Origin of the sequence: Actinotalea sp. C106, from assembly GCF_023630195.1 — a bacterium.
GTDB lineage: Bacteria > Actinomycetota > Actinomycetes > Actinomycetales > Cellulomonadaceae > Actinotalea.
This window is the reverse complement of record NZ_JALPKN010000059.1, coordinates 1-14,366: the sequence shown is the minus strand read 5'-3', so window position 1 is coordinate 14,366 and position 14,366 is coordinate 1. Positions and strand designations below refer to the sequence as shown.

12 protein-coding genes are annotated in these 14,366 nt (G+C 72.9%); 3 read left to right on the top strand and 9 right to left on the bottom strand.

The features are described from left to right. The 5 genes from L0B03_RS06215 to glnA all read right to left on the bottom strand — a co-directional run. On the bottom strand, positions 1–1,015 hold a 1,015-nt coding region (locus tag L0B03_RS06215; RefSeq protein WP_250444886.1), incomplete at its 3' end, for a uroporphyrinogen-III synthase. Positions 1,016–1,035: 20 nt separating this feature from the next. After that, positions 1,036–2,265, bottom strand: coding sequence for a uroporphyrinogen-III C-methyltransferase (gene cobA / locus L0B03_RS06210; RefSeq protein WP_250444882.1), 1,230 nt, complete (start codon positions 2,263–2,265; stop codon positions 1,036–1,038). After that, entirely contained in the window at positions 2,262–2,660 is a 399-nt protein-coding gene (gene nirD / locus L0B03_RS06205) for a nitrite reductase small subunit NirD (RefSeq protein ID WP_250444880.1), read from the bottom strand. Before nirD ends, cobA begins: the two co-directional genes overlap by 4 nt. Next, positions 2,657–5,350, bottom strand: coding sequence for a nitrite reductase large subunit NirB (gene nirB, locus L0B03_RS06200; RefSeq protein WP_284501450.1), 2,694 nt, complete (start codon positions 5,348–5,350; stop codon positions 2,657–2,659). Before nirB ends, nirD begins: the two co-directional genes overlap by 4 nt. Positions 5,351–5,685: 335 nt before the next feature. Further along, complete coding sequence (gene glnA, locus L0B03_RS06195; RefSeq protein WP_250444878.1) at positions 5,686–7,110, bottom strand: type I glutamate--ammonia ligase; 1,425 nt, start codon at positions 7,108–7,110, stop codon at positions 5,686–5,688. A 166-nt stretch (positions 7,111–7,276) separates the two neighbouring features. Between glnA and L0B03_RS06190 the strand changes: the two genes are divergently transcribed. Then, positions 7,277–7,771, top strand: a complete 495-nt coding sequence (locus L0B03_RS06190) for an RDD family protein (RefSeq protein ID WP_250444876.1) — start codon at positions 7,277–7,279, stop codon at positions 7,769–7,771. A 20-nt stretch (positions 7,772–7,791) separates the two neighbouring features. On the opposite strand, the gene L0B03_RS06185 is transcribed toward L0B03_RS06190, so the two are convergent. The 4 genes from L0B03_RS06185 to L0B03_RS06170 are packed head-to-tail and all read right to left on the bottom strand — an operon-like array spanning position 7,792 to position 10,869. Beyond that, entirely contained in the window at positions 7,792–8,529 is a 738-nt protein-coding gene (locus tag L0B03_RS06185) for a DUF4191 domain-containing protein (RefSeq protein ID WP_208054250.1), read from the bottom strand. Positions 8,530–8,586: 57 nt separating this feature from the next. Next, positions 8,587–9,588 carry a lipoyl synthase gene (gene lipA, locus L0B03_RS06180; RefSeq protein WP_250444874.1) on the bottom strand — a complete coding sequence of 334 codons (1,002 nt, stop codon included), beginning with the start codon at positions 9,586–9,588 and terminating at the stop codon, positions 8,587–8,589. Between the two features lie 9 nt (positions 9,589–9,597). Then, positions 9,598–10,308 carry a lipoyl(octanoyl) transferase LipB gene (lipB, locus tag L0B03_RS06175; protein WP_250444872.1) on the bottom strand — a complete coding sequence of 237 codons (711 nt, stop codon included), beginning with the start codon at positions 10,306–10,308 and terminating at the stop codon, positions 9,598–9,600. 9 nt (positions 10,309–10,317) lie between these two features. Next, positions 10,318–10,869 (bottom strand): MarR family winged helix-turn-helix transcriptional regulator, encoded by a 552-nt coding sequence (locus L0B03_RS06170; RefSeq protein WP_250444871.1) that lies wholly within the window; start codon positions 10,867–10,869, stop codon positions 10,318–10,320. A 57-nt stretch (positions 10,870–10,926) separates the two neighbouring features. Here L0B03_RS06170 and L0B03_RS06165 point away from each other — a divergent pair, with 57 nt between their 5' ends. Next, the gene (locus tag L0B03_RS06165; protein WP_250444869.1) at positions 10,927–13,122 is read left to right on the top strand and encodes an MMPL family transporter; all 2,196 of its coding nucleotides are present in this window, start codon (positions 10,927–10,929) and stop codon (positions 13,120–13,122) included. Then, on the top strand, positions 13,098–14,129 hold the full coding sequence (locus tag L0B03_RS06160) for a Gfo/Idh/MocA family protein (protein WP_250444867.1): 1,032 nt from the start codon (positions 13,098–13,100) through the stop codon (positions 14,127–14,129). Before L0B03_RS06165 ends, L0B03_RS06160 begins: the two co-directional genes overlap by 25 nt. Positions 14,130–14,366 lie beyond the last annotated feature (237 nt).

Genomic DNA, 14,366 nt, shown 5'->3' with positions numbered 1-14,366 from the left:
CTACGATCCGACTTGCGACCTCGGCGGCGTGCGGGTCGCGCGACTCGCCGGGGAGCGCCTCCAGGACTCGCGCGCGGGTCAGCACCTCGCGAGGATGGTCGGCCAGGAGGCGCAGCACCTCCAGCCCCGAGGGCGAGAGCGGGAGCACGCGGCCGCCCAGGACCGCGTGGCCGCGTCGGACGACCAGGGAACCCGCGACCGTCTCCACGGTCCGTGTCCCGCCGAAGTGCCCGACGAGGGTCCGGACGAGGGATCCGAGGCGCCCGCGGTCGGGCACGATCGGCTCGATCCCGACGTCACGCAAGGGTTGGGCGGTCACGGGGCCGACGGCGGCGGCGACCGCGCAGCCGCTGCGGAACCGCTCGACGAGCTCGGTCAGCACACCGCTCTCACGCGCCGAGTCGAGCCAGGCCGCCGCCCCCGGCGCCGAGGTGAAGACGACGGCGTCCACCTCACCGGCGGCCGTGGCCCGCGTGGAGGCCGCGACGCCCTCGGGGTCGCGCGGTGGGCCCCACCGGTAGACGACCAGGCTCACGACGTCGGCCCCGGCAGCGCTGAAGGCCAGGTCGAGGTCGGTCGAGCCGGCGCCGTGGTGCTGCACGGCGATCCGGAGGCCGTCCACGCCGTCGTCGAGGAGAGCCTCGACGATCTCGGCCGAGGTCTCGGACTCGGCGACCCAGTCGGCCTGGAGACCGGCGGCCTGGATCGCCCCGCGAGCCTTGGGCCCGCGGGCCACGATCCGGGCGCCCCCCAGGACCGCGACGAGGTCGTCCGCGACCCCGGCGGCATCGGCTGCCTCGATCCACCCGCGGAACCCGATGCCCGTGGTGACGACGACGACGTCGGGCGGGGTGGCCAGGAGCTCGCGGGTCCCGCGGACCAGCTCGGCGTCGTCCTGGTGGGGGACCATGCTCAACGAGGGGGCGTGCCGGATCACGGCGCCCCGACGCTCGAGGGCGGCGCCGAGCTCACCGGACCGCCTCTCGGCGGTCACGAGCACGACGCACCCGGCCATCGTCTGCGCCAGCTGCTCCGTCACGGGACCAGCATGGCGTCTGCCGACGGTTCGAGCAGCCCCGGGGCGGCGACGTCGCCGATCACGACGATCGCCGGGGCCCGCACCCCGGCCTCCCGGGCCAGCCCGGCGATCTCTGCCAGGGGGCCGCGGGTCACGCGCTGCGTGGGGGTGGTGCCCCGTTCGACGATGGCCACGGGGGTCTGCGGGTCGGCGCCGTGCTCGAGGGCCTCGGCCGCCATCGTCGCCAGGGCCGAGACGCCCATGAGCACCACGACGGTGGCCGAGCGGTCGCGCATGGCGACGCACGCGGACTCGTCGAGCCCGTCATGACCGTTGACCACGTGCACGGCGGCGACCGTCCCGCGGTGGGTCAGGGGGATCCCCGCGGCCGCGGGCACGGCGAGGGCGCTGCTGATGCCTGGGACCACCTCGACCGGGACCCCGGCCTCGCGGCACGCGAGCACCTCCTCCCCGCCCCGGCCGTAGACGAACGGGTCGCCGCCCTTGAGCCGCACGACCGAGCGTCCGCGCTGGGCCTGCTCGACGAGGATCCGGTTGATCTCGTGCTGGGGGACCGGGTGGTGCCCGGGGGTCTTGCCGACGTCGATCACCTCGACGCTCGAGGACAGCTGCTCGAGGACCGAGCGCGGTCCCAGGCGGTCGGTCACGACGACGTCGGCCTCGGCCAGGGCGCGCCGGGCCCGGAGGGTCAGCAGATCGACCGCGCCCGGACCGCCGCCCACGAGGACCACGTGCCCAGGGGTGCCGGGAACCCGCCGTCGGCGACGCAGGTCTGCCCCGTCGCGCAGGTGCTCGGCCACCGAGTCCCGCACCGCGGCGACGCGGCCAGGGTCGGGGGCGCCCTCCGAGACGACGCCGATCACGAGCTCGCCCTCCCGGGCCGTGGCGGGGGTGCGAGCGGTACCCGTGGTGGCCTCGGAGGCCACCACGCACCAGACACGCCGCTCCTCGGCCCAGCGCGCGACGTCCGCGTCGACCGCACGGTCCCCGGTGGCGGTGTGCGCGAGCCACACGTGGTCGAGGTCGCTGGCGGTCACCTCGCGGGCCTGCCAGTCCACGGCCCCGACGTCGGCGAGGGCGGCGAGGTCCTCGCAGAGGTAGGGCGCCACCAGGCGGATGCGCGCCCCCTCGGTGAGGAGCGCCGTCGCCCGCCGGGCGCAGACCGGGCCACCACCGACGACCAGCACCCGTCGGTCGGTGAGGTCCAGGCCCAGGAGGGCGGTCATGACGGGCCCCCGTTCCGGGGTGCGTCCGCGACGAGGACGAGGCCGTCCTCGACCCGTACGGCCCAGGAGCGCAGGGTGGGGCCGTCCGCGGGATCCAGGCACACCCCGGTGCGCAGGTCGAAGACCTGCTTGTGCAAGGGGGAGGCCACCGTGGGCGTGGTGCCACGGGTACCGACGATGCCGCGTGCCAGGACGTGCGCCCCGGTGAAGGGGTCCTGGTGCTGGACCGCCCGGACCGTGCCGTCGACCAGGAGGAACAGGGCGACCTGCTCGCCCTGCACCAGGGCGGCCGCGCCACGCTCGGGCACGAGGTCCTGCAGCCGGCAGACCGCGACCCAGGGGCCCGCGGGGCCCGGTGCGTGCACCGCTGTGGCGGGATCGGCCTCGATGCTCATGCGCGCACCTCCAGGGTGGGTCCTGCGACCAGCACGGGCTCGTCGGCCGGGGTGGGGCTCGACGCGACGGCCAGACCCGCGGCACGCTCCTCGGCTGTCGCCGGCCGCCGCTGACCGCGTTCGGTGACGTAGGCCAGGGACGGGTCGGCCTCGGTGGGGGCGTTGACGAAGGAGGCGAACCGCTGGAGCTTCTCCGGGTCGTCCAGGGTGGCCCGCCACTCGTCCTCGTACCGGTCGACGTGGGCGGCCATGGCCGCGTCGAGCTCGGCCGCGATGCCGAGGCTGTCCTCCATGATCACCTCACGGACGCCCTCGAGGCCGCCCTCGACCTCCTCGATCCACGGGGCGGTGCGCTGCAGGCGGTCACCGGTGCGGATGTAGTACATGAGGAACCGGTCGACGGTCTGCACGAGGGTCTCGGTGTCGAGGTCCTCGGCGAGCAGCTGGGCGTGCCGCGGCGTGAAGCCCCCGTTGCCGCCCACGTAGACGTTCCAGCCCTGGTCCGTCGCGATGATCCCGACGTCCTTGGCGCGGGCCTCGGCGCACTCGCGGGCGCACCCCGAGACGCCGAGCTTGAACTTGTGCGGGGCCCGCAGGCCGCGGTAGCGCAGCTCGAGGGCGACCGCGAGGCTCGTGGAGTCCTGGACGCCGAAGCGGCACCAGGTAGAGCCCACGCAGGACTTCACCGTGCGCAGGGACTTGCCGTAGGCGTGACCGGACTCGAAGCCTGCGTCGACCAGCCGGCGCCAGATGAGCGGGAGCTGCTCGAGCCGGGCACCGAACATGTCCACCCGTTGCCCGCCGGTGATCTTCGTGTAGAGGTCGAAGTCCTTGGCCACCTGCCCGACGGCGATCAGGCCCTCGGGCGTCACCTCCCCGCCCGGCATCCGGGGGACCACCGAGTACGTCCCGTCCTTCTGCAGGTTCGCCATGACGTGGTCGTTGGTGTCCTGGAGGGTCGCGCGCTCGCCGTCCAGGACGTGCCCGTCGTCCAGGGAGGACAGGATCGAGGCGACCACCGGCTTGCAGATGTCGCAGCCGCGGGACCCGACGGGAGCCTGGTCGTGGCCGTGCCGCTCCAGGACGTCGCTGAAGGTCTGCAGACCCGTGACGCGCACCGCGTCGAAGAGCTGGCGACGCGACAGCGCGAAGTGCTCGCACAGGGCGGTGCTGACGTCGAGCCCCGCTTTGGCGAGCTCGGCCCCGACGATCTTCTTGACCAGCGGCAGGCAGGAGCCACAGCTCGTGCCGGCGCGGGTGCAGGCCTTGGCCGAGGCGAGGTCGGTGCAGCCGTGCTCGGTCACGGCGCCCCGGACCGTCCCGGCGCTCACGTTGTTGCACGAGCAGACGGTCGCGTCGTCGGGCAGGTCGCCGTCCCCCCGGCTCAGGCCCGAGGCCCCGTCGGGGAGCAGGTAGGCCGACGGGTCCCCGCCCAGCTCTCGGCCCAGCATGGGGCGCAGGGTGGCGTAGGCGGACGCGTCCCCGACCAGCACCCCGCCGAGCAGGGTGCGGGCGTCGTCGGACAGGACGAGCTTGGTGTAGACCCCGGCGACAGGGTCGGAGTGCACGAGCTCAAGGGCACCGGGGGTGCGGGCGAAGGCGTCACCGAAGCTCGCGACGTCGACCCCGGCGAGCTTGAGCTTGGTCGCCGTGTCAGCGCCGGGGAAGACCGCGTGACCACCGAGCAGCCGATCGGCCACCACCTCGGCCATCGCGTACCCGGGGGCGACCAGGCCGATGCAGGACCCGTCGATGCACGCGACCTCCCCGACGGCCCACACGTGGGGGTCCGCGGTGCGGCAGGCCTCGTCGACCACCACGCCGCCCCGCTCGCCGACGGCCAGGCCGCTCGTGCGGGCGAGCTCGTCGCGCGGGATGATGCCCGTGGCCACCACCACGACGTCCACGTCCAACCGCCCGCCGTCGGCGAACTCCAGGCCACCGACCGTGCCGCGGCGGTTGGGGCGCAGGCGCGTGGTGGCGGTGCTGACGCGGACGGCGACCCCGAGCTGGTTGATCAGGCGCCGCAGCGCCTCCCCGCCGCCGAGGTCCACCTGCGCGGACATGAGGTGGGTGCCGAACTGCACGACCGTCGACTGCGCACCGAGGGCCTGCATGGCCCCGGCGGCCTCGAGGCCGAGCAGCCCGCCGCCGATCACCGCGCCGCGCACCGGTCGGTTCCAGCGTCGCTCCTGCTCCTCGACCCAGCCGCGCAGGGCCGCGACGTCGTCGACGGTCCGGTACACGAAGACCCCGGGCAGGTCGGTGCCCGGGATCGGCGGGACGAAGGCACCCGAGCCGGTGGCCAGCACCAGCTCGTCGTAGGGGACCGTCCGGTCGGCGCCGGCCCGCCCGGTGGACGTGGTGACGGTGCGTGCCTCGCGGTCCACGGCCGTCACGACGACACCACGGTGGAGGGAGACCAGGGGGTCCTCCCACAGCTCGGGCTCGCCGAGGGCGAGGTCCTCGGGGTCGCGGCCGGAGAAGTAGGAGGTGAGGGCGACCCGGTCGTAGGGCGGCCGGGGCTCCTCCGCGAAGACGCTGATCCGCCACACGCCGGCGGTGTCCCGGTCACGGAGGGCCTCGACGAGGCGCTGCGCGACCATCCCACCGCCGACGATCACCAGGTGACGGCTCGCGTCGACGGGTGTCGTGGTGATGCTCTCGGCCTGCGTCGGGCGTTCGTCCATGGTGGTTCCCCCCAGCGTCGTCCGCCCCACGAGGGGCTTGGCGACGACGCTATGGACCGCATGTTCTCGCGCGGACACGGGGAGGTTTCCGGTCCGAAACACTTGGCTCACGGCCGAGGACGTCCGGGTGTGAGGTCAGCAGCGCCACGCCGTCCGGCGACGCGGAGGGCCCGCCCTCGGGGGCTAGCTCGCACCGCGAACCGGCTCCGGCCTCCCGGGCGTCTGGGTCGCACGCACCTGTGGCACAGACAGTGGCACCCCCGCCGCCACGAGGGCCACGGGGGTGCCGGAACTGCAGGTCAGAGGCTCAGGAGCGTACCCCTGAGACCGGAGGATCAGACGTCGTAGTAGAGCTCGAACTCGTGCGGGTGCGGGCGCAGACGGATCGGGTCGATCTCGTTGGTGCGCTTGAAGTCGATCCACGTCTCGATGAGGTCGGGCGTGAAGACGCCGCCCTCGGTGAGGTAGTCGTGGTCGGCCTCGAGGGCGTCGAGGGCCTCGCCGAGGGACGCCGGGACCTGCTGGATCGAGGCGTGCTCCTCGGGGGGCAGCTCGTACAGGTCCTTGTCGACGGGCTCCGGCGGCTCGATCTTGTTCTTGATGCCGTCCAGGCCGGCCATCAGCATCGCCGAGAAGGCGAGGTACGGGTTCGACGAGGCGTCGGGCACGCGGAACTCGATGCGCTTGGCCTTGGGGCTCGAACCCGTCACCGGGATGCGGACGCAGGCCGAGCGGTTGCGGGCCGAGTAGACCAGGTTGACCGGGGCCTCGAAGCCGGGGACCAGGCGGTGGTAGCTGTTGACCGTCGGGTTCGTGAAGGCCAGCAGCGAGCCGGCGTGCTTGAGCAGGCCGCCGATGTACCAGCGGGCCGTGTCGGACAGGCCGCCGTAGCCCTTCTCGTCGTAGAAGAGCGGCTCCCCGTTCTTCCACAGCGACTGGTGCACGTGCATGCCCGAACCGTTGTCGCCGAAGAGGGGCTTGGGCATGAAGGTCGCGGTGCGCCCGGCGGCGTGAACGACGTTCTTCACGACGTACTTGAAGAGCATCACCTTGTCCGCGGACTTGGCGAGCTCGTCGAAGCGGTAGTTGATCTCGGCCTGACCAGCGGTGCCGACCTCGTGGTGCGAGCGCTCGACCTCGAGGCCCAGCTTGTCGAGCTCGAGGCAGATCTGGTCACGCAGGTCGGCGAAGTGGTCGACCGGGGGGACGGGGAAGTAGCCGCCCTTGTACGGGGTCTTGTGGCCGAGGTTGCCCCCGTCCTCCTTGCGGCCGGTGTTCCAGGCCGCCTCGATCGAGTCGATGTGGTAGTAGCTCTCCGACTGGCTCGTGTGGAAGCGGATGTCGTCGAAGATGTAGAACTCGGCCTCGGGGGCGAAGAACGCCGTGTCCGCGATGCCGGTCGACTTGAGGTACGCCTCGGCCTTGGCGGCGATCTGGCGCGGGTCACGGCTGTAGGGCTCGTCCGTGTACGGGTCGACGATCGACATGTTGACGTTGAGCGTCTTCTCGGTCCGGAACGGGTCGAGGTAGGCGGTGCTCAGGTCGGCGATCAGCTTCATGTCCGACTCGTGGATGGCCTGGAAGCCACGGATCGACGAGCCGTCGAACATCTGGCCCTCGGTGAAGAAGTTCGCGTCGACCGTCTTCGCGGGGACGTTGAAGTGCTGCATCACGCCTGGCAGGTCGCAGAACCGGACGTCGACGAACTTGACGTCCTCCTCCTTGATGAAGGCCATGACATCATCGGCGGAACTGAACATCCGGTGTTCTCCTTGCTCTCGGCAGGCGCGTGTGCGGCGTCGACTCGACGGTAGGCCGCGGGGGTTTCTCCGCCGTGTACCTCATGTTTCGGCTGGGTTACTCCGCGACACCTGAGCCCCCGGGCGGAGCACGGGAGCCTCACGCGCTCGGCGTTAGGCTGACCCGATGACACCACGTCGGGAGGACCTCGGGTCCTGGCTGGAGGGTACCCCGGGCGGTCAGAGGCCCGCGGGCGCGTCTCGTCTGGGTCTGCCCGCGAGCGGCTCGGGCTCCTTGGCCCCGGTTTCGCGCCGGATCGTCGCCCTCGCCGTGGACTGGGTGCTCTCGCTGCTCATCGCGAACGCGTTCTTCGCAGGGCACCCGATGGCCACCCTGGCGATCTTCGCCGTCTCGACCTTCGTGCTGGTCGCGACGCTCGGGCACACCGTGGGGCACCGGCTGCTGGGGCTGACGGTGGTCCGGTGCGTCCCGCAGGGGGTGGCCGTGTCGACCGGCCCGCGCGCGCCGCGTCCCGGTGGCGCCCAGGCCGGTGCCCCGGGCCTGCTCTCCGCAGCGGTCCGCACCGCGCTGCTCGCCCTGGTCATCCCGGCGGTGATCTGGGACGGTGACGGTCGTGGGATGCACGACGTCGCCGCGGGGACGTCGATCCTGCGCCGCTGAGTCAGCGGGAAGGCGGGCTCTCAGCGCCCGCGCATGCCCTTGCGGTCCGGGCGGGCCTTGTAGGGGTCGACGCCCTTGGGCACCGGCAGGCGTGCGCCGCCCAGGGCCTTGAGCCGCTTGGTCACCTCGCTGACCTCCTGCTTGGTCAGCGAGGGCTTGAGCTTCTGCACGGTCCGGGGGAGCTTGCGCAGGGGGACCTGGCCCTCCTCGCGCCCGCTCTGGATGAGGATGACCGGGACGTTGGGCAGGACGCGGCTGACCTTGCGCCGCTCGGCCTCGAGCAGCTTCGGGATGCGGTGGGCGGGGCCCTCGCCGACGAGCACGATGCCCGGGCGGCCGATCCCGCGGAACACGAGGTCCTGGGTGCGGGGGTCGACGGCGGTGGGCTCCTCGGGGAAGTCCCACCCGCGGCGGATCGTCCGCAGTGCCGAGATCGACGCGCCGGGCTGGCCCTCGATCTGGCTGTAAGCGGCTGCCTCTGCTCGCCGCGCGAGGAGGAAGAGGGCGCCGAGGAAGGCGAAGGGCAGGCCGACGACGAGCAGGTAGATCACCATGTTGACCAGGAGGCCGATGACCAGCGCGACCGCAAGCACGCCCACGAACACCGCGAGCATCCACCAGGTGACGGCCGGGTCTGCCCGGCGGGTCATCTGGTAGGCCTGCCAGATCTGGTGATACCACCGGGTCTTCTTGACCTTGGCGGGCTTGCCGCCCTGGTCGGGGGCAGGGGAGGACGCTGCGGACTTCTGACGGGCCATGGGCAAGGAGTCTAGTGGCCCGGTGGCTGCAGGTTCGCCGTCACCTCGTCGCGCGGCTCAGCGCAGCAGCAGGCTCGCCGCCTCCTGGCGGGCGGTCTGCTCGACAGCGAGGTGCGCGAGGTTCTCGGGGATCTGCTCACCGCGGCGGCGCATGGCCTGCCCCCAGAGGCGGCCGGCGCGGTAGGAGGAGCGCACCAGCGGACCTGACATCACGCCAAGGAACCCGATCCGCTCGGCCTCCTCGGAGAGGGCCACGAACTCCTCGGGCTTGACCCACCGGTCGACCGGGTGGTGGCGGACCGAGGGGCGCAGGTACTGGGTGATCGTCACCAGGTCGCACCCCGCCTCGTGCAGGTCGGCGAGGGCCTCGGCGGCCTCGTCGTAGGTCTCGCCCATGCCGAGGATGAGGTTGGACTTGGTGACCAGCCCGTCGTCCCGGGCCGCGGTGAGCACCGAGAGGGACCGGTCGTAGCGGAAGCCCGGGCGGATCTGCTTGAAGATCCGCGGCACGGTCTCGAGGTTGTGCGCCAGCACCTCGGGGCGCGAGGAGAAGACCTCGGCGAGCAGGTCGGGGAGGGCGTTGAAGTCCGGGATGAGCAGCTCGACCCCGGTGCCGGGGTTGAGGTCGTGGATCTGCCGGACGGTCTCGGCGTAGAGCCAGGCGCCGCCGTCGGGCAGGTCGTCACGGGCGACCCCGGTGACTGTCGAGTAGCGCAGCCCCATCGCCTGGACCGACTCGGCCACGCGACGGGGCTCGTCGGCGTCGAAGTCCGCGGGCTTGCCGGTGTCGATCTGGCAGAAGTCGCAGCGCCGCGTGCACTGGTCCCCCCCGATGAGGAAGGTGGCCTCACGGTCCTCCCAGCACTCGAAGATGTTGGGGCAGCCGGCCTCCTCGCACACCGTGTGCAGGCCCTCGCGCTTCACGAGCTGCTTGAGCTCGGAGTACTCGGGTCCCATGGTCGCCCGGGTCTTGATCCACTCGGGCTTCTTCTCGATGGGGGTGGCGGCGTTGCGGGCCTCGACCCGCAGCATCTTGCGGCCTTCGGGTGCGATCGTCACCCGTTCACCCTACGTCAGCGTGAGGTGGGCGTCGGGGTCGTCCGCCGTCGCGTCACCGATCGTGGTTCCAGCGAGGAGCAGCGGGGTGAGCGCAGCGCTCAGGTGGACGCGCAGGAGGGGCTCGACGTCCTCGATCGTGACCTCGCGCCCGAGCTCGGCCGTGAGGGAGGTGACGTCGGCGTCGCTGATGCCGCAGGGCACGATGCGCCCGAACGAGTCGAGGTCGGGGCGGCAGTTGAGGGCGAGGCCGTGCATGGTCACCCCTCGCGCGACGCGGACGCCGATCGCCGCGACCTTGCGCTCGCGCCGCGCGCCAGGCCCGCCCTCGGCCCCGAGCCAGACCCCTGACCGTCCTTCCACCCGCTGGGTGGGCAGCCCGATCTCGGCGCAGGTGTCCATCACGGCCTGCTCGAGGGCCCGGACGTAGGCGACGACGTCGACGGGCTCGGCCAGTCGCACGACCGGGTAGGCCACGAGCTGACCCGGCCCGTGCCAGGTGATGCGCCCTCCGCGGTCGACGTCCACCACGGGGGTGCCGTCGGTGGGCCGGTCCCAGCTCGCGGTGCGGCGGCCCGCGGTGTAGACGCTCTCGTGCTCGACCAGGAGCACCGTGTCGGGGGCAGTGCCCGCGGCGACGGCGGCGTGCAGCTCGCGCTGCTGGTGCCAGACCGCCGCGTACTCGGTGAGGCGCCCTCCCGGCCGCAGGTCCACGAACTCCATGGCGCCACGCTACTCGTGGTGGGCGGGGTCGTCCTCGGGCAGCGCTGAGGGCGGGCCAGGCTCGGTCGCGGAGCGCTGCCGGTGCTCGGCCTCGACCTCGGCCAGGACAGGGTCCCCGGGGTGGGGTCGGGCCGTCATCATCTGCATGAGCAGTCCTCGGAGCTGGTCGACCTGCGCAGGCTCGAGCCCGCGCACGCTCATCTCCTCGGCGAGTCGAGCGTCCCCGGCCTCGGCGAGCGCCGTCCTGCCGGTCGCCGTGAGCACGACCTCGTAGCGCCGTCGGTCGGCGGCGTGCGCACGCCGCTCGATGTACCCCGACCGTTCCAGCCGCGCAAGCACGCGGCTCATGGTCTGCTCGGTGACCGAGGACGCTGCGGCGAGCTCGCGCTGCGACCGCGGCTCGCCGGCCAGCATGTAGAGCACCGGCAGGCTGGCGTGGTTGAGGTCCCACAGGGCGAGGTGTGCGTTCCAGTCTCGCTCGATCCGGCGCGCGACGGCGGAGACCAGGCGGCCCGTGGGCCACTGGTCGGCGCCGGATCGGCCGTCCCGTTGCTTCGTCAAAGCTCGTCCTCGCTGCCAGGTTGTGCCAGCAGGCTAGAGGGGTTCATGATACTCAGCATGCTGAGTAATGGGAGTGGTGCCCGACGCGGTGCCCTGCGTGGCCTGGGTGTGCTGGGGGTCCTCGTCGCCTGGCTGGCCCTCGCCGGCCTGGGTGGGAGCTCGATGGGCATGCTCTCCGAGGTCCAGGAGAACGACGCCGCGTCCTTCCTGCCCGAGGGCGCCGAGTCCACGCAGGCCTCGGTGGCCCAGCGCGACTTCGTCGAGGACGCGAGCCTGCCCGCCGTCGTCGTCGTCGAGGGGGAGGGCGAGCTCACCGCGGACCAGCTCGCGCAGGTCGAGACCTTCGTCGAGGGCATCGGGGCCATCGAGCTCGGTGAGGGGCTCACCATCGGGGACCTGCTGCTCGCCCCGGTCGTGCCCGTCCCCTCCGAGGACGGCCGGGCCGTCCTCGCCGCGGTCGCCCTGGACGCCGACCGGGCCAACGAGCAGGTCGGCGAGGAGCGCGTGGTCAACGAGGTCGTCGCCGAGCTGCGCGCGGCCGCCTCCGACCAGCTCGACCAGGACGGGCTCGAGGCCTGGGTCACCGGCCCTGCCGGGGCGATCGCCGACCTCGTCGAAGCATTCGGCGGCATCGACGGCCTGCTGCTCGGTGTCGCGCTGGTCGTGGTCTTCGTCATCCTGATCCTCGTCTACCGCTCTCCGCTGCTGCCCTTCGCCGTACTGCTCACCTCTGTCTTCGGCCTCGCGGCGGCGGCCTTCGCCGTCTACCAGCTCGCCAAGGCCGGGGTCGTGGTCCTCAACGGGCAGAGCCAGGGAATCCTCTTCATCCTCGTCGTGGGAGCGGCGACCGACTACTCGCTGCTCATCGTCGCCCGGTACCGCGAGGAGCTCCGACGCGTCGAGTCCCCGCACGCCGCCATGCGACGCGCCCTGCGCGCCTCGATCGAGCCGATCGCCGCGAGCGCCGGGACCGTCATCGCCGGCCTGCTCTGCCTCCTCCTGTCCGACCTCACGTCCAACTCGAGCCTCGGGCCCGTCGCAGCGATCGGCATCGTCGGGGCCTTCCTCGCCGCGACCACTCTGCTCCCGGCCCTGCTCCTGGTCGGAGGCCGACGCAGCCGGGCGGTCTTCTGGCCACGGGTGCCCCGGCCCTCGGACGCCCCGCTCGACCAGCACGAGTGCCTCACCGACCTCGAGGCCCGCTCGGGGGTGTGGGGACGGGTCTCACGGGTCGTCGGCCGTCGACCGCGCCGGGTCTGGGTCCTCACGACCGTCGCGCTCCTGGGTGCCGCTGCCTTCCTGCCGACCTTCCAGGCCAGCGGCACGAGCGAGAGCGACATCTTCCTCACCGAGGTCGAGTCCGTCGCGGGCGAGGAGGTGCTCGCCGAGCACTTCGACGCCGGCCAGGTCCAGCCTGTCGTGGTCATCGCCCCGGCCGTCGACCTCGACGCGCTCACCGAGGCGATCGGCGAGATCGACGGCATCATCGCGGCTGCACCGCTCACCGAGGGCGGCCCCCCCGGGGCCCCGGCCGATCCGCAGGCCCCGCCGGTCGAGGTCGACGGACGCGTGCAGATCGAGGCCGTCACCGAGGTGAGCGCCGACAGCCAGGAGGCACTCGACGTCGTCCAGGAGCTCAGGGCCGTGGCCCACGACCTCTCGCCCGACGCCCTGGTCGGGGGCGCCGCCGCCGAGAGGCTCGACACCCAGGAGACCAGCGCCCGCGACCTGCGCGTCATCGTGCCCACCGTGCTCGCGGTGATCCTCGTGGTCCTCATCGGACTGCTCAGGTCCGTCGTCGCCCCCGTGCTCATCCTGCTGGCGAACCTGCTCTCCCTCGGGGCGACCATCGGCATCGCCGCCCTCGTGTTCAACCACGTGCTCGACATGCCCGGGGCCGACGCCTCGGTACCGCTGTACGCCTTCGTGTTCCTCGTCGCCCTGGGCATCGACTACTCGATCTTCCTCATGACCCGGGTCCGGGAGGAGTCCCTGGTGCACGGGACCCGCGAAGGGGTGCGACGTGGGCTCTCGGTCACCGGTGGGGTCATCACCAGCGCGGGCGTGGTGCTCGCCGCGACCTTCGGCGCGCTCGCGGTGCTCCCGCTGCTCTTCCTGGTCCAGCTGGCCTTCCTCGTCTCGCTGGGGGTGCTCATCGACACGCTGATCGTGCGCACCCTGCTGGTCCCCGGTCTCGTCCACGACCTGGGTCGGGCATCCTGGTGGCCATGGCACACGAAGATCACGAGCTGAGCCTCCGCGTCGGGGTCGTCGGGTACGGCGACGCCGGCCGCGGCATCCACGGGCGTCTCCTGCGCGAGGCCGGTCATCAGGTGACCGACGTCGTCACGCGGGACCCGGCGCGCATCGCGACCGCGGGGGAGGACTGGCCAGGGGTCCGGGTGCACCCGGACCTCGCGGGCCTGCTGGGCAGACGGGACGAGCTCGACGTCGTGGTGGTGGCCTCACCGACCGGGCGGCACGTCGAGAACGCCCTCGAGGTCATCGCCGCGGGCCGACCCCTCGTGGTGGACAAGCCGCTCGGGCTCGACGCCGACGGGGCTGGGACCGTGCTCCGGGCCGCCCAGGAGGCCCGCGTGCCGCTCACGGTCTTCCAGAACCGGCGGTGGGACCCCGAGCAACGCACCCTGCGGCGGCTCCTGGCGGACGGTTCCCTGGGCACCGTGCACCGGTTCGAGAGGCGCTGGGAGCGGTGGCGACCGGTGCCCAAGGACCGGTGGAAGGAGAACGCCGTCGGCGACGGCGGGGGACTCCTGCTGGACCTCGGAGCACACCTCGTCGACTCCGCGGCCGAGCTCTTCGGCCCGGTGACCAGCGTGTACGCCGAGCTCCGCGCCCTGACGACCCCCACCGAGGACGACGTCTTCCTGGCCCTCGAGCACGCGGGCGGCACCCTGAGCCACCTGTGGGCCGGTGGGGTGGTCGGCGCGCCCGGGCCACGGACCCGGGTGCTGGGCAGCGCGGGTGCCTACCTGGTGACGAGCTTCGAGGGCGAGCCCACCCCGTTCGCCCCGCTCGACCCGGGACCCGAGCACGAGGGGTGGCTGGTGCACGGGGACGAGGTCGAGCCCGTGCGTCGTGAGCCCGGCACCCACGCCGACTACTACCGCGAGGTGGCCGAGTGGGTGCTGCGTGGGGGGCCGGCTCCGGTCGACCCGGCCGACGCGGTCCGGACCGCGGCTGTGCTCGACCTCGCGCGGCGCAGCGTCGTCGAGGGCCGTCGCCTCTCGGTGCGCTGAGGCTCGGCTCGTCACAGGTGACCGGCCCCTCTCGCGGCGGCCGGCCTCGACCGAGCCTGTGGACAACCACGGCGAGCCTGTCCGGTGATGGTGCGATGGGCTGGTGATCACCTCGGTCCCCCTCGAACCTGGCCGGCCCGTGCCGGGACGTGCCCTCCCCTCGGCCCCAGGGGCCCGCGCCGTGCCCCCGGAGCTGCCCGCCGGCCTGGCGGAGCACGGCCTCGTCCTGCTCGGGGC